This is a genomic window from Kitasatospora sp. NBC_01250, from assembly GCF_036226465.1.
Taxonomy (GTDB): domain Bacteria; phylum Actinomycetota; class Actinomycetes; order Streptomycetales; family Streptomycetaceae; genus Kitasatospora.
Window position 1 is genome coordinate 7,896,294 of record NZ_CP108476.1, and the last position, 14,890, is coordinate 7,911,183.

Annotated in this window: 14 protein-coding genes and 1 pseudogene; 1 reads left to right on the forward strand and 14 read right to left on the reverse strand. The window is 73.7% G+C overall.

Going from position 1 to position 14,890, the window contains the following annotated elements; all coding sequences use genetic code 11:
- Positions 1-199: 199 nt before the first annotated feature.
- The 10 genes and pseudogenes from OG500_RS33320 to OG500_RS33365 all read right to left on the reverse strand — a co-directional run bounded on the left by OG500_RS33320 (position 200) and on the right by OG500_RS33365 (position 8,526).
- Positions 200-946 carry an anti-sigma factor gene (locus tag OG500_RS33320; protein ID WP_327070558.1) on the reverse strand — a complete coding sequence of 249 codons (747 nt, stop codon included), beginning with the start codon at positions 944-946 and terminating at the stop codon, positions 200-202.
- Positions 943-1,527, reverse strand: coding sequence for a sigma-70 family RNA polymerase sigma factor (locus tag OG500_RS33325; protein WP_327070559.1), 585 nt, complete (start codon positions 1,525-1,527; stop codon positions 943-945). Before OG500_RS33325 ends, OG500_RS33320 begins: the two co-directional genes overlap by 4 nt.
- A gap of 177 nt (positions 1,528-1,704) precedes the next feature.
- Positions 1,705-3,159 (reverse strand): catalase, encoded by a 1,455-nt coding sequence (locus tag OG500_RS33330; RefSeq protein ID WP_327070560.1) that lies wholly within the window; start codon positions 3,157-3,159, stop codon positions 1,705-1,707.
- A gap of 158 nt (positions 3,160-3,317) precedes the next feature.
- The gene (locus tag OG500_RS33335) at positions 3,318-3,995 is read right to left on the reverse strand and encodes a phosphoribosyltransferase (protein WP_327070561.1); all 678 of its coding nucleotides are present in this window, start codon (positions 3,993-3,995) and stop codon (positions 3,318-3,320) included.
- A gap of 124 nt (positions 3,996-4,119) precedes the next feature.
- A complete protein-coding gene (locus OG500_RS33340) occupies positions 4,120-5,085 on the reverse strand; it encodes a cytochrome c oxidase assembly protein (RefSeq protein WP_442907157.1) in 966 nt (321 codons plus the stop codon).
- Positions 5,086-5,227: 142 nt separating this feature from the next.
- The gene (locus tag OG500_RS33345) at positions 5,228-5,896 is read right to left on the reverse strand and encodes a TetR/AcrR family transcriptional regulator (RefSeq protein WP_329585638.1); all 669 of its coding nucleotides are present in this window, start codon (positions 5,894-5,896) and stop codon (positions 5,228-5,230) included.
- Positions 5,897-5,963: 67 nt separating this feature from the next.
- Complete coding sequence (locus tag OG500_RS33350; RefSeq protein WP_442907097.1) at positions 5,964-6,089, reverse strand: hypothetical protein; 126 nt, start codon at positions 6,087-6,089, stop codon at positions 5,964-5,966.
- Between the two features lie 44 nt (positions 6,090-6,133).
- Positions 6,134-6,295, reverse strand: a pseudogene (locus tag OG500_RS33355) (2-hydroxyacid dehydrogenase); the annotation flags it as partial.
- A gap of 94 nt (positions 6,296-6,389) precedes the next feature.
- Entirely contained in the window at positions 6,390-7,415 is a 1,026-nt protein-coding gene (locus tag OG500_RS33360) for a 6-phosphofructokinase (RefSeq protein ID WP_327070565.1), read from the reverse strand.
- Between the two features lie 382 nt (positions 7,416-7,797).
- The gene (locus tag OG500_RS33365) at positions 7,798-8,526 is read right to left on the reverse strand and encodes a type 1 glutamine amidotransferase (RefSeq protein WP_327070566.1); all 729 of its coding nucleotides are present in this window, start codon (positions 8,524-8,526) and stop codon (positions 7,798-7,800) included.
- Positions 8,527-8,541: 15 nt separating this feature from the next.
- On the opposite strand from OG500_RS33365, the gene OG500_RS33370 reads away from it, so the two are divergent.
- On the forward strand, positions 8,542-9,060 hold the full coding sequence (locus OG500_RS33370) for a hypothetical protein (RefSeq protein ID WP_329585642.1): 519 nt from the start codon (positions 8,542-8,544) through the stop codon (positions 9,058-9,060).
- On the opposite strand, the gene OG500_RS33375 is transcribed toward OG500_RS33370, so the two are convergent.
- The 4 genes from OG500_RS33375 to OG500_RS33390 form a co-directional block, all read right to left on the reverse strand.
- Positions 9,015-10,286 carry a MurT ligase domain-containing protein gene (locus OG500_RS33375; RefSeq protein ID WP_327070568.1) on the reverse strand — a complete coding sequence of 424 codons (1,272 nt, stop codon included), beginning with the start codon at positions 10,284-10,286 and terminating at the stop codon, positions 9,015-9,017. The genes OG500_RS33370 and OG500_RS33375 overlap by 46 nt on opposite strands.
- Positions 10,287-10,545: 259 nt before the next feature.
- Complete coding sequence (locus tag OG500_RS33380; RefSeq protein WP_329585645.1) at positions 10,546-11,970, reverse strand: GNAT family N-acetyltransferase; 1,425 nt, start codon at positions 11,968-11,970, stop codon at positions 10,546-10,548.
- Positions 11,971-12,122: 152 nt separating this feature from the next.
- Entirely contained in the window at positions 12,123-13,574 is a 1,452-nt protein-coding gene (locus OG500_RS33385) for a pyridoxal phosphate-dependent decarboxylase family protein (RefSeq protein ID WP_329585648.1), read from the reverse strand.
- 67 nt (positions 13,575-13,641) lie between these two features.
- The gene (locus OG500_RS33390) at positions 13,642-14,751 is read right to left on the reverse strand and encodes a hypothetical protein (RefSeq protein ID WP_329585651.1); all 1,110 of its coding nucleotides are present in this window, start codon (positions 14,749-14,751) and stop codon (positions 13,642-13,644) included.
- Positions 14,752-14,890: the final 139 nt, after the last annotated feature.

The window sequence follows — 14,890 nt, forward strand, 5'->3', positions numbered from 1 at the left end:
GGCCGAGAACAGCGCGGCGGCCGAGGACCGCGCAGCGCCCGAGGACAGTCCGGCGCCCGAGGACAGCGCGGCGCCCGAGAAGAGCGAGGCGCCCGAAAACAGCCCGGCACAGCGGAACGGGCCGCGTCCCGGCGAGGGGAGGGACCCGGCCCGCGATCGGGGGAGGGTGACCGGCGGCGGCAGCCGAACGGGAGTCGCGTCAGCCGAACGCCAACAACAGCACCGGCTGCCCGCTGGGGTGCGCCGACCCGCCGGCCGGCTCGACCGTCACGCCGACCCCCGCCGCGTGCCCGACCGGCCCACTGAGCAGCAGCGAGCCGGAGGAGGCCGCCAGCAGGCCCGCCGGGCGCATGGTTCCGGCGTCGTCGAACCACAGTTCGTAGGTCGTGCCGTGCACCAGCGCCGGCAGCCCCTGGGCGAGGAAGCCCGCCTGGTCCAGCTGCTGCGACCACACCACGGTGCCCGCGCCGGAGCCCGTGTGCGCGGTCGCGGTGCGCGCATCCGGCGCGGTGAGCAGCCCGGCCAGCCGGGCCTGCTGCTCCTGCAGCGCATCCGCCCGCACCGCGGCCTGCCGCGCGTCCTGGTGCTGCTGGAACGCGATGCCGCCCAGTGCCGCCGTCCCGGCCAGCGAGGCCGCGAGGGCGAGCTTGGCCCACTGCCGCGCCAGCCGGCCGCGCCGGGCCGATCCCGCACCGGGCGCCGAGGTCAGCGGCGCCAACTGGCGGACGGCGGCGGTGGCCGCCAGCACCCGCGCCCGCAGCTCCGGCGGCGGCGGGACGGCCTCGGCCAGGCCGAACCGGGCCAGCGTGGTGCGGAACTCCCGCACCTCCAGCGCGCACGGCTCGCACTGGGCCAGGTGCCGCTCGAAGGCATCGCGCTCTGCCTCGTCCAGCGCGTGGGCCGCGTAGGCACCGGTCAGCGTGTGCAGGTCCGCCGCGATCGTCATGACTCCACCCCCAGGCAGTCCCGCAGCCGGATCAGCCCGTCGCGCATCCGGGTCTTGATGGTGCCCAGCGGCGCGCCGAGCATGTCGGCCACCTCCCGGTAGGAGTAGCCGCGGTAGTAGGCCAGGGTGACCGACTCGCGCTGCAGCTCGGTCAGCGACCGCAGGCAGCGCCGCACCTGCTCGCGCTCCAGCCGGCCCTCCACCTGTTCGGCGACCTCGTCGAAGACCGGGGTGTGCGACCGGGCGGCCACCCGCTGCTCGCGGTCGCTGGCCGCCTGCGCCGAGCGCACCCGGTCCACCGCGCGCCGGTGCGCCATGGTCAGCACCCAGGGCATCACCTCGCCGCGCTCCGGCCGGTAGCGCGCGGCGGTGCGCCAGACCTCCAGCATCACCTCCTGCGTCACCTCCTCCGACTGCGCCGGATCCCGCAGCACCTGCCGGACCAGCCCGAACACCGGCCCGGCCACCGCGTCGTACAGGCGCCCGAAGGCGTCCTGGTCACCGAAGGCGACCCTGGCCACCAGCTCCGGCAGATCCGGCCCCCGGCGCTGCGGGTTGGAGAGCTGGACGACCCTGTTCACCCCGCCACCTTTCCGGATGCGATTCCCCTCACGCCCCCACTTCGGAGCCGCGCGCCCCGCGGATTGCCCGCCGGCCCAGGAAAGCCGCCGAACCGGCGAACCGGCGGTGGAGCCCGGGCAGCGCAGCGGCGCCCGCCCCGACCGGCCGGCCGGGACGGGCGCCACCGGGCGCCGTCGCTACCTGCGCACCGCCGCCGCGATCCGGTCGCCGATCGACTTGTCGATGTGCCGCCAGTACTGGAACGCCCGCTCCAGCACCGGCTCCGAGACCCCGTTCAGCAGGTGCCCGGCCACGTTCGACACCAGCCGCTCACGCGCCGCGTCGTCCAGCACGTGGCGCACCATGGTGCCCGCCTGGCCCCAGTCGTCGTCCTCCGCGTGCGGCGGGTACGCCTCCCGGATCATCTTGCCGGCCACCTCCCAGCCCAGCGGATCGCCCCAGATCGAGGGGTCCGCGGCCGGCCCGCCGTAGGAGTTGGGCGCGTACGGCGTCTCGGCGCGCGAGGCGTCGAAGCGCATCGGCCCGTCCTTGGCGTAGGAGTGCACCGGCACGTGCGCCCGGTTCGGCGGCAGCTGCGCGTAGTTCGGGCCGATCCGGTACCGGTGGGTGTCGGGGTAGGAGAAGATCCGCCCGAGCAGCATCTTGTCCGGCGAGACGCCGATGCCCGGCACCAGGTTGGACGGCTCGAACGCGGCCTGCTCGATGTGGACGTGGTAGTTCTCCGGGTTGCGGTTGAGCGTCATCCGCCCGACCTCGATCAGCGGGTAGTCGCCGTGCGGCCACACCTTGGTCAGGTCGAAGGGGTTGAAGCGGTAGTTCCACGCCTCGTCGAACGGCATCACCTGGACGTGCAGCGTCCAGGACGGGAACTCACCGCGCTCGATCGCGCCGTACAGGTCGCGCAGGTGCGCGTCCGGGTCCTTCCCGGCCAGCAGGTCGGCGTCCTCCTGGGTGAGGAAGTCGACGCCCTGGTCGGTCTTGAAGTGGTACTTGATCCAGAACTTCTCGCCGCCCGCGTTGGCCCACAGGAAGGTGTGCGAGCCGTAGCCGTTCATGTTCCGCCAGGTCTTCGGGATGCCCCGGTCGCCCATCAGCCAGGTGACCATGTGTGCGGACTCGGGGCTCAGCGTCCAGAAGTCCCACTGCATGTCGTTGTCGCGCAGGTGGGTGTCCGGGCGGCGCTTCTGCGAGCGGATGAAGTCCTGGAACTTCATCGGGTCGCGGACGAAGAAGATCGGCGTGTTGTTCCCGACCAGGTCGTAGTTCCCCTGTTCGGTGTAGAACTTCACCGCGAAGCCGCGCGGGTCGCGCCAGGTGTCGGGGGTCCCGAGTTCACCGGCGACGGTGGAGAACCGGATCAGCAGCTCGGTCTTCTTGCCGGGCTGGAACAGGTCGGCCTTGGTGTACCGGCTGACGTCGTTGGTCACCTGGAAGACGCCGTAGGCGCCGCCGCCCTTGGCGTGCACCACCCGCTCGGGCACCCGTTCGCGGTTGAACTGGGCCATCTTCTCGATCAGGTAGTGGTCGTGCAGCAGGATCGGGCCCACCGGGCCCGCGGTGAGGGAGTCGGCGTCGCTCTCGACCGGGACGCCCGCGTTGTTCGTGGTGGGTGGGACCGCTGACTCGGACATGGAAAACGACCTCCTTGCCGTGCGCGGTTACCAGCGCTCCGCGGTACCCGCGCGAACCGCGCGTGGCCCTGTGGCCCGCGCGTAGGGCCGCCTACCGCGGCCGTCTAGACTCAAACACCGGTGCGGGCGCTCCACAACCGCTGGCCTCACCGGTGTCGCTACCCAGCGTCACCGGCGGCCTGCTCCAGCAGCCGGCGCACCTCCTCGTCGCTGGTCTGGTCGAAGTCGAGGTAGTACTGGCCGACCGCCTGGAACGAGGGCGGCGCGGTCAGGCAGACCAGGTCGTCCACCAGCGGCCCGAGCAGTCGCAAGGCCTCGGGCGCGGTCACCGGCACGGCCAGCAGCAGCTCGCTCACCTCCCGGCGGCGCAGCACCGCGAGCGCGGCGCGCACCGTGGCGCCGGTGGCGATCCCGTCGTCCACCACCACGACCGCCCGCCCGGCCGGGTCCAGCGGCGGCAGCGGCCCGCGCAGCCGCTCGGTGCGCTCGGCGACCTCGGCGGCGGTCGCCCCGGCCAGCTGCTCCAGGCGGGCGGGGCCGATCCCCAGCGCCGCGACGATGTCGTGGTTGAAGAGCCGGATGCCGCCCTCGCCGACCGCGCCCAGCGCCAGTTCCGGCTGTCCGGGCGCGCCGATCTTGCGGACCACCAGGATGTCGAGCGGCGCGCCGAGTGCCTTGGCCACCTGGTGGGCGACCGGCACCCCGCCCCGGGGCAGCCCGACCACGATCGGGTCGTCCGCCCCCCAGGCCCGCACCCGCTCGCCGAGCAGCCGCCCGGCCTCGGCCCGGTCCCGGAAGGTCCGCCCGTGCTGCCTGCTGCCGTAGAAGACCGTCATCTGCGATCACCACCTGCCCAAGCCCCTTCCAGCGTGCCACCAAGCGCGGCAGCGGGCCCGGGGGAGCACGGAGCCCCGTCCGCCACGGCGGCGGACGGGGCTCCCGGGTCCTGGTGGGGGGCGGTCAGCCCGCCTGGGCCGGCCGGTTGCCGCGCTTGTCGAGCGAGGCCAGGTAGGCGTTGTAGGCCACCAGCTCGGCGTCGCCGTCCCGCTCGGCGGCCCGGTCCTTGCGGGTGGCCTGGCGCTGCTCGGACTTGGCCCACTGGAACACCAGCGCGATCAGCACCACGGCGGTGGGGATCTCGCCGAAGGCCCAGGTGATCCCGCCGGCCAGCTTCTGGTCCGCCATCAGGTCGGTGCCGGGCGGTGCCATGCCCGCGCTGAAGGTGGTCACCAGCGAGGTGGTGGCCATCATCACGGCGACGCCGAAGAAGGCGTGGAACGGCATCCCCATGAACAGCTCGATGATCCGCATCACATGGCCGGGCCGGTGCGGGCCCGGGTCCACGCCCATGATCGGCCAGAAGAAGAGCAGGCCGACCCCGAGGAAGTGGACCATCATCCCCAGGTGCCCGATCCGCGACTGCATCAGGGTGTCGAACAGCGGGGTGAAGTAGAGCCCGTACAGGCTCGCGATGAAGAGCGGGATGGTGAAGGCCGGGTGCGAGACCACCCGGACGTACCGGCTGTGCAGCAGCGCCACCAGCAGCTCGCGCGCCCCGCGCGGTCGCCCCTTGCCCGCCGGGCGCAGCGAGCGCAGCGCGAGCGTGATCGGCGCGCCGAGCAGCAGCAGGATCGGCGACAGCATGCTGAGCACCATGTGCTGGATCATGTGTGCGCTGAACAGCACCATGCCGTAGTCGTTCAGCCCAGAGCAGGTGATCGCGACGATGGTCAGCACGCCGAAGGTGAAGGCCACCAGCCGCCCGATCGGCCACCGGTCGCCGCGCCGCAGCAGCCGGACCACCCCGGTCAGGTACAGGCCGAACGCCAGCAGGCTGCCGAGCAGGAACGGCCAGTCCGGGGACCAGGTGAGCACCGCGTGGAGCGAGAACGGCCCGAGCTCCATGTGGTGGTGCATCCCTGTCATACCGTCCATCGGCGGTCCCGCTTTCCTTCGTGCCCCGCGGACGGCTGGCGCCGCCTCAGGTCCGGTTCGTCCGTATTTTCGTCGGGTCCACCCTACGGGCGCCCCGCCCGCGGACTGCGACCGCCCCCTGGTTCGGACCTTCTCACCGCCCCCGCGGGCGCAGGCCCTCCACGAGCATGGCGGCGACCTGGGCGCCGACCTGCGCGGCGGTCAGCCGGGTGCCGGGCGGACTGGTGCGGGTCAGCTTCAGGCCGGCGGCGAGGGCACCCAGCAGCGAGTGCCGCAGGATCTCCGGGGCGAGGTCGGCGCGCACCGTGCCCTCGCGCCGGCCGCGCAGGATCAGGGCGTTGAACTGCTCGACGATGGCGGTGGTGTCGGGGCGCCCGGGTCCGGCTCCCGCCGCGGACCCGTCGGAGGCCTGCGCACCCGGGTGCCCGGCCGCCCGGTGCGCGGTGTCGGCGTCCTGGAACAGGATCGGGTACTTGGCGCCGATCTCGGCCAGCGAGTGAACCAGCAGTCCGATGGCCTCGGCGGCGTTGCCGAGCCGCAGGGTCGCCTGCTCCATCGAGCGGCCGAACTCGGCGACGGCCTCGCTCCGGATCGCCTCCACCAGGGCCTCCCGGGTCGGGTAGCGCCGGTACACCGTGGGGCGGGCCACCCGGGCCTCGTCGGCGATCCGCTGGATGCTCGCCGCGGGGTCGTCGGCCAGCAGCCGCGCCGCCGCGAGCAGGATCCGCTGCTGGTTGCGCCGTGCGTCGACCCGCAGCTCGGACGGCCGGGCCTCGGGACGCTCACCCTCGTTCGCCGGCACCGGAGCTCCTCTCCCTCACGTGTTCCCTCGCCGTACCGGACACCGCGCCGTACCGGACACTGCCTCGCTAGGGCCGTGGGACGAGCGTGTTCTCGTTGGTCCGCCCCGCCGCGAAGTCGTCCACGTTGCGCAGGGTGGCCTCGATGATCTGGCCGGCCGCGGTGTGCGTGAAGTACGCCTGGTGGGAGGTCACCAGCACCTGCGGGAAGTCCAGCCCGACCCCGGCGAGCCGGCCCGCTCGGCGTTGACGCTGCTGCACACCACGGGGTAGCCGGCGGCCAGCGGCGCGGTGTCGTGGTCGAGGAAGACGGCCAGGGTGCGCAGTTCGTGCCGGTCGTCGAAGGCCGCCCGCAGCAGCGGTTGCTCGTCGGCCTGCACGCCGTAGGCGATGATCTCCATCCGGCCACCGTAATCGGGCGAAAGCCGCGAAACGTTGATGCCCCGCCGGGTGGGCGGGGCATCAACGGGGGTGGTGCACAGAGCCGATGGCTCGTCAGATGACCATCTCGGCCTCGACGTAGCGCTCGGCCGGCACGGTCTTCAGGTCCGCGACCGCCTCGGCCAGCGGCACCAGGTTGATCTGGGTGCCGTGCAGCGCGGTGATGTGGCCGAAGGCGCCCTTGTGCGCGGCCTCCACCGCGTGCCAGCCGAACCGGGTGGCGAGCACCCGGTCGTACGCGGTGGGGGTGCCGCCGCGCTGGGTGTGGCCGAGGATCACCGGTCGGGCCTCCTTGCCCAGCCGGTGCTCCAGCTCGCCGGAGAGCTGGGTGGCGATGCCGGTGAAGCGCTCGTGGCCGTAGATGTCCTTGCTGCCCTCTTCCCAGTGCATGGTGCCGGGCTCGGGCTTGGCGCCCTCGGCGCAGACCACGATGGCGAACTTCTTGCCCCGCTCGAAGCGTTCGCGCACCACCTCGGTGAGCTTGTCGATGTGGAACGGGCGCTCCGGCACCACGATGGCGTGCGCGCCGGCCGCCATGCCCGCGTTGAGCGCGATCCAGCCGGTGTGCCGGCCCATCACCTCGACCACCATCACGCGTTGGTGCGACTCGGCGGTGGTCTTCAGCCGGTCCAGCGCCTCGGTGGCCACCGAGACGGCGGTGTCGAAGCCGAAGGTGACGTCGGTGCAGGCGATGTCGTTGTCGATGGTCTTCGGGACGCCGATCACCGGCAGCCCGGCGTCGCTCATCAGCTTGGCCGCCTTGAGCGTGCCCTCACCGCCGATCGGGATCACCGCGTCGATCCCGAGGTCCGCGCAGTAGCGCTTGGCCCGCTCCACGCCGTCGCGCAGATGACTGGGCTGGACCCGGGAGGACCCCAGGATCGTGCCGCCCTGGGCGAGGATGCCGCCGACCGAGTCCAGCGTCAGCGGGCGGTGGACGCCTTCGAGGAGGCCGCGCCACCCGTCCTGGAAGCCGATGATCTCGTCGCCGTGGTCGACCACCCCCCGGTGGACCACGGAGCGGATCACCGCGTTCAGGCCGGGGCAGTCGCCGCCGCTGGTCAGCACACCAATACGCATGTCTTTCGCAACTCCTGGGGGCACCCCCCAGCCGCGAGGCTGGGGGAAGAACCGGGCGGCCGGACTACCACCTTGTGGAAAGGGCGGGGTCAGAATCGGACATTATGCCCTGAAACTGATCATAGCGGCCCCCACCTCCGGCCGGGCGGGAGCAGGCACGGGGGCGGCGTCGTCGGCGCGCCCGCGCAGGTGTGCAGCCGGTTGCCGAGGAGGGTTGCATCCGACAATGCTTATTGTCGCAATTTCGCGACGCGGAAGCTCGGTTCGCCGGATGCTGGACACCCGGCGGCCCGGAAACGTTCACCTGGGGCCTCTCCTGCGAGAGGCCCCGCCCCGCTGACTCGTCGTCAGTGGGGCGAGGACCGGTGCTGCGCGGCGGTGGTCAGGCGGGCTGGCGGGCGGCGGCGATCCGCTCGGCCCGCAGCGCGTCGTACCAGGTGGTGTCGGCCGGCGGGAGGGCGTTGACGTCCAGCGCCAGCTTGATCAGCATGTCCGCGACCGCGGGGTTGCGGGCCATCACGGGACCGTGCAGGTAGGTGCCGAAGACGGTGTCCCGCCAGGCGCCCTCGGTGCCGTTCCCGTCGCCGTTGCCACCGCCGGCGGTGACCTGGGCGAGCGGGCTGACGCCCTGGCCCAGGTGCGTGACGCCCTGGTGGTTCTCGAATCCGGTCAGGGTGGGCAGGCCCAGCCGCTGGTCCGGCTCGGCGAGCACGTCGCCGACGCTGCGGGCGCCCTCGCCACGGGTGGACCAGATGTCCAGCAGGCCCAGGCCCGGCTCGCGCTGGCCCAGGTCGTTGATGAACTCGTGGCCGATGATCTGGTAGCCCGCGCAGACCGCGAAGACGATCGCACCGTTGTCCACCGCGCGCGGCAGCCCCGAGTCCTGGCGCAGCCGCTCGGCCGCGAGCCGCTGCGGGCGGTCCTCGCCGCCGCCCAGCAGGTAGATGTCCCCGCTGGTCGGGATCGGCTGGTCGGAGCGGACGTCGATGCGCTCGACGTTCAGCCCGCGCTGGCGGGCCCGGCGCTCGACGACGAGCGCGTTGCCGCGGTCGCCGTAGGTGCTGAGCAGGTCCGGGTAGACCCAGACCAGCCGCAGGCTGCTGTCGCTCATCCTCGAAGGCCTTCCATGGTGCTGCTGGTCGGGCCGCTGCTGCCCGGGCTGCCCGGGGTGCTGCGGCTGTCCGGTCGGCTGCCCGGCCTGCGGCGCGGGCCGGCCCGGCTGCTGCTGGGCGGGGTACCCGGGCGGCGGCTGGTGACCGGCCTGCTGGTGGCCACCGGGCTGCGGGTACCCGGGGTGCTGCGGCTGCCCCGGGTGCTGCGGCGGGCCGGCCGGCGGGTAGCCGGGCGCGGGCTGCTGCCCCTGCCCCGGGTAGCCGGGCTGCGGTGCCTGCCCCGGCCCCGGCTGTCCCGGGTAGCCGGGGTGCTGCGGCTGGCCCGGGTGCTGCGGCTGCCCGGGGTGCTGCGGCTGCACCGGCGGGTAGCCGGGCTGCGGTGCCTGCCCCGGCCCCGGCTGTCCCGGGTAGCCGGGGTGCTGCGGCTGGCCCGGGTGCTGCGGCTGCCCGGGGTAGGGCTGCTGTCCGGGGTACTGCGGCGGGGTGCTCACGAGCCGGCCACCACCTTGCGCAGCTGCTGGAACGCCGTGTAGTTGGCGATCGCCTCGATCCGGCCGGGCGGCGCCATCCGGACCGCCTCCTCCAGCGACTCCACCACGTGGAACTGCAGGCCGGCCACCTCCAGGCGGACGGCGAGGTCGAGCCGGCGCTGGCCCATCACGAAGACCGGGTGGCCGTGCAGCCGCTCGTAGTCCACGTCCCACAGCCAGGAGGTGTCGGTGCCGTCCGCGTCCATCGCGTTCACCGAGAGGATCACCGGCGCGGGCGGGCCGTCGATCAGCGAGAAGGTCTCCAGCCAGCCCGCCGGGTTCTTGGCGAGCAGCAGGCGCACGTCGCGGCCCTGGTAGTTGACCACGTCGTAGCGGCCCGCCACGGCGGCCACCGACTGCATCCGCTCCAGCGCGGTCTGCGGCGGGACGCCGAAGACCGCGGCCACCGCCGCCGAGCTGGTGGCGTTGGCCAGGTTCGCGCGTCCGGGCAGCTGCAGCTGGATCGGCCAGGCGGCACCGTTCGGGTCGATCACGTGGCTGCCCTGCAGCGCCCAGTGCGGCTGCGGGCGGCGGAAGCCGCACTCCTGGCAGTACCAGTCGTCGCCGGGGCGCTGCATCACGCCACCGCAGGACGGGCAGGACCAGGCGTCCTCCTTCCAGGCCTGCCCGGCGGCCACCCAGACCACCCGCTGGCAGGAGGAGGCGGCCCAGGTCACCAGCGGGTCGTCCGCGTTGGCGATGATCACGGCCTCGGTGCCCTGCAGGCCCTCGCGCCACTTCTCGGCCAGCATGCGGGTCTCCGCGGCGCGGTCCAGCTGGTCGCGCGAGAGGTTCAGCAGCGCTATGGCCTTGGGGCTGGTGTCCCTGGCGACGCCCGCCAGGTACTTCTCGTCGACCTCGATCACGCCGTAGCGGGCGTCGGAGCCGCCGGCCAGCGCGGCGGTGATGCCGGCGGGCATGTTGGCGCCCAGCGCGTTGGAGACCACCGGGCCCGCGGCGCGCAGCGCCTCGGCGATCAGCCGGGTCGTGGTGGTCTTGCCGTTGGTGGCGGAGACCAGTACCACGTCCAGGTGGTCCGCGAGCCGGGCCAGCAGGTCAGGGTCCAGCTTGAGGGCGACCTTGCCGCCGATCACCGAACCGCTGCCGCGGCCGGCCGCGCGGGAGACGGCGCCCGCCATCTTGCCCGCGGTGACGGCGAACTTGGAGCGGGCGGGCAGTGAGGAGTCGCGCGCGCCGGTGGCCGCGGCCTCCGATCCGGTGCCTGACATGCTCAGGGGTTCCTCCTCTTGGCTGACGACCCCCCTCTGACCTCGTACGGGCCCCAGGGCGGTGGGGACGGAGTCAGCCTAACGGCTCCCCGGGAGCGGACCCAGCCACGGGGCCCATCAAGACGTGCGAGGTCCGGCTCCTGACGGGCCCTCGACCGGCGTAAACGCCGCCCCCGCCAGCCCGGTGGGACCTCGCGCCCCTCCTGGAACGCTCCCGCGGTTCCTCCGCCGGGCCCGGCGGAGGGCCGGTTCCGGCTGGTCAGTGCCCGCCCGGCGCCGCGGGCCACGGGCTCGGCAGCCGCTGCGCCGCCCCCGCCAGGTGGGCGGTGATCACCAGGGTGCCCTCCGAGACCTGGTAGTCGAGCGGGAGTGCGAGCCGCTGCATCGCGCCGATCAGCGCGGTGTTGCCGGCCTGGGCGACCGCGTAGACGGTGGCCACCCCGGCCTCGGCGGCCAGCGCCGCCATCCGGCGCAGCAGGTCCAGGCCCAGGCCGCGGCGCTGCCACTGGTCCTCCACCAGCACGGCCAGCTCCGCGCTGTCGTCGTCCCACATCAGGTGGGCGAGCGCCACCAGGCTGCCGTCCGGGGCCTGCACGGTCAGCATCTGGCCGTGCCGCGGGTCGAGCAGGTGGTTGAGGTAGCGGTCGGCGTCGCTCACCGGGCCGTGGTACCGCTGGCGCAGGGTGGCCGGCGAGCAGCGCCGGTGCAGGGCGAGGGCCGCGGCCTTGTCGTCGGGGGTGGCGCGACGCACCGTCAGCTCGGGGCCGGCCGAGGGGCTGAGGTGGTCCTCGACCTTGGGCACCCGGGGGCCGAGCCTGGTGTCCAGTTCGACCAGCGCCTTGGCCCTGGCGAACTCGGTGGGCGTGAACGGCAGGTGCGGGCGGGAGAGCTCGATCAGTCCGCCGCTGGGCGTGGCCAGCCGCATCAGCGGGCCCGTCAGGCTCGGCGCGGCCGGTTCGCCGCCCTTGGCCGGGGTCTGCCGGATGGTGATCTGCCCGAACAGCTGGCGCAGCGCGACCGGCAGCTCGGCGGTGTCCAGCGCCGTCCTGGTGGCCAGCGCCAGCATCTGGGTCGGCAGGTCCACCAGGTCGTGGGCGTCGGCCGGCTCGGTCCAGATCTCCCGGCCGCCGGCGCGGGCCACCGCCTCGGTCAGCACCGGGCGCGGCAGCGAGCGCGGGGCGCGCAGCAGGAACTCGTCCACGGTCGCCTCCGGCAGCGGGTGGGTCTGCAGCGAGATGATGCTGATCCGCAGCTCGGCCAGCGCCGCGCAGAGGGTGGCCAGGGTGCCCGGCGCCTCCGAGACGGTGGTGCGCAGCCGCCACAGCGTGGTCGCCCCCGCCGCCCGCTCGTCCGGCGCGCCCGCGTCGGGCGACGGGGCGGCGAGCGGGTCGGTACCGGGCGACCCCGGGCCCGGTGGCCCGTGCGGATGGCGCTGTGCCCACCAGCTGTGGAACACAGCCGTGGCCAGCAGTGCCGCGGCCGAGGCGGCCAGCAGCACCGGGCCGTCGTGGCCGTGCACCACCACGTTGGCGACCAGGTCGGCGGTGGCCACCGCGACGAAGACCGCCGCGAGCTCCACGGTCTGGCGGCGCCAGCGCTCGGCACCGGCCCGGCGGCGCCGGCGTCGCGAGAGCCGCACCGCGGCGGTCTGGTCGGGCTGGGCAGGAATCGGCGATTGAGTCATGTTCCCCACCATGACGGGCTGGTGTTTCGCGATCACGAATCTGTTATGACCGCGCGGTAAATGTCTACCGGGTCGCTCCGACAACCGCCCGGTTACCGCCGGGTAGTGGGCCGTTTCGCGACGGGTTCTTGTCACATCCGGCCGTCATATCGTCAGCTCGTCGCCGAATCCGACAGCTGTTGACCCGTCAGCTCGCCCACCGCCGTGCGGACTTCGTCCAGCAGCACCGCGAGGTCCGCCTCCGTCGTCGTGGCGTTCAGCAGGCACGCGCGCAGCGCCTCCCGGCCGCCCAGCACGGTGCCGGTGACGAAGGCCCGCCCGCCGCGCTGCACCGCGAGCGGCAGCGCCTGGTTGAGCGCGTTCAGCCCGCTCGGCGACAGGCCGGCGGGACGGGCCCGGAAGGCCACGATCGAGGTCTCCACCGGCGCGAGCAGCTCCAGGCCCGGGTCCGCCTCGATGAGCTCGCCCAGCCGGCGGGCCAGCCGGGTGCAGTGCGCGATGTCGGCGGCCAGACCGTCCCGGCCGCGGTGCGCGATGGTGGCCCAGACCTTGAGCGAGCGGAACGGTCGGGTCTGCTCGGTGCCGTACTCGGAGAACCAGCCGAGCCCGCCGGCCTCCTCGTCGCGCAGGTAGGAGGGCACCAGGCTGAAGGTCTCGCGCAGCTGGCCGGCGTCGCGCACCAGCGCGCAGCCGCAGTCCACCGGCACGCCCAGCCACTTGTGCGGGTCCAGGGCGAGCGAGTCGGCCCGGTCCAGTCCGGCGAAGCGGTGCGCGATCGCCGGGTCGAGCACCCCGAAGGCCCCGTACGCGCCGTCGATGTGCAGCCACAGGTCCTGCTCCGCGCAGAGGTCGGCGATCGGCTCGAAGCGGTCGACGGCGCCGGTGTTGACCGTTCCGCAGGAGGCCGCCACCAGGAACGGCAGCCGCCCGGCGGCCCGGTCCTCCGCCACGGCCGCGCGCAGCGCCGTCACGTCCAGCCGGCCCTCGGCGTCCGAGGCCACCACCCGCAGCTGTCGGCTGCCCAGTCCCAGCAGCTCGGCGGCCTTGCGCACGCAGGAGTGCGTCTCGCCGCTGACGTAGCCGACCAGCGGCGGCAGGCCGGACAGTCCCTCGGCCCGCACGTCGTGGCCGATCCTGGCGGCGGCCCGGCCGCGCGCGGCGGCCAGGCAGACGATGGTGGCCATCGAGGTGCCGGAGGTGAGCAGACCGGCGCCGGGGGTGTGCGGGAAGCCCACCAGCTCGGCTGTCCAGCGCACCACCGCGCGCTCCAGGTGCACGTCCGCGTGGTCGCCCCCGGCCGAGCTCGGGTTCATCGCGGCGGCCGCCAGGGCGGCCAGCACCCCGGCCGGGGCCGGCGCGGAGTTGACCCAGCCGAAGAAGCGCGGATGCCCGTTGCCCATCGGCGCCGGCATCACCTCGGTGGCGACGGCCGCCAGCAGCTCCTCCAGCGGGCGCCCGGTGCGCGGCAGCGGGGCGTCCAGCAGGCGGGCCCGGGCGGCGGGGTCCATCGGCTGCCAGACCGGGCCCTGCGGCACCGCGGCCAGGTAGTCGGCGACCAGGTCGGCGGTGGCGCGGGCGGCTTCGCGAAAGGGCAGCTCGGACATGGTGCCGATGCTACGGCGGCCCCCCGGGCAGCTGGCTCGGGGGGCCGCAGGGAGAGGGAGCCGGGGCTCAGTCCAGCGAGCCGGAGAGCCGGGCCGAGGAGCGGCAGTCCCGGGCGATCTCCTCGTTGGTCAGCTTGGCGCAGAGCCGGCCCGCCGCCCCGGCGTCGGTGTAGTTGACCGTGTAGTAGCTGACCATGCCGTCCACGCAGGACTTGCGCTGCCAGGCGTCGGCCGCGCTCGCGCACTGCTGGCCGACCCAGTCCTCGCGGTCCAGGTTGTACTTCATGGTCCGCGAGCCGACGCCCCGGCTGCAGTCGCCGGCCCCGCCGGTGGCCTGCGCGTTCAGGCACCACTTGAGCGCTTGGGCGTAGACCTCGGGGTGGTCGGGGTAGTCGTGCGAGGAGAGGAAGTAGGTCGGCGCGTAGAAGTAGCAGGCCGACTGGAAGAGCGCCGGCTGCTCGGGGCAGGGGTAGAGCGGCTCACTGGCCAGCTTGTCGGCGGGCAGGTTGGCCTTGGCGTTCTCGTCCTCCTCGTCGGGGCCGAAGAGCTGCATGAACAGGCCCTCGGAGCAGGTGATGATCCGGCTCTGCGAGGCGTACTTGCTGCACAGGTCGCGGGCGGCGGCCACGTTCTGCTTGGTCACGAACATCGTGCCGTGGCCGGTGCCGTGCACGCACGGCCCGCTCATCTGCGGCTGGCAGAGCTTGAGCAGGTCGGTGCCCGGATCGCTGGAGGCCGCCAGCATCTCCTCGACCGCGCCGTGCAGGTATCCGGAGGCGCAGGTGTCGTGCGGGAACGAGAGCACCTTGGCGAAGTCGTAGTTGTACCGCTTGACGGCCGTGTGGCCCAGCTCGTGCGCGATCGGGTGGCAGAACCGGACGGTGTAGGGCTTCGCCTTGGTGATCTTGTCCAGGTCGGTCAGTGCCACGCCAGGATCGGTGGCGGCCATCTCGGTCATCAGCTTGTTGCGCAGTGTGCTGCGGGTCCACACGGCCGGGTCGCCGGTGGGGGAGGCCGAGGCGCCCGCCCGGCCGGCCACCACCGCACCGGCCACCGCGGGCGCGACCCGGCCGCCGGCCGTGGCGGCGCCGGGCACCCAGTCCGTCACGGCCAGGGCGCCGAGGCCCAGCGCCCCGAGCAGGAACGCGGTGACGATGGCGAAGACGCGTGCGTGCATACGTTCAGCGCTCCAGGTGACCGGAGGGACACGGACCGTCTCATCCTCACCCCTGGTCGACCGAACCAGGTGCTCCACTGGCCCGTCCGGGGTGTCGTCGTGGCACCATGCCAGGACGCCCCTCTGCCGTTTGGAGTAG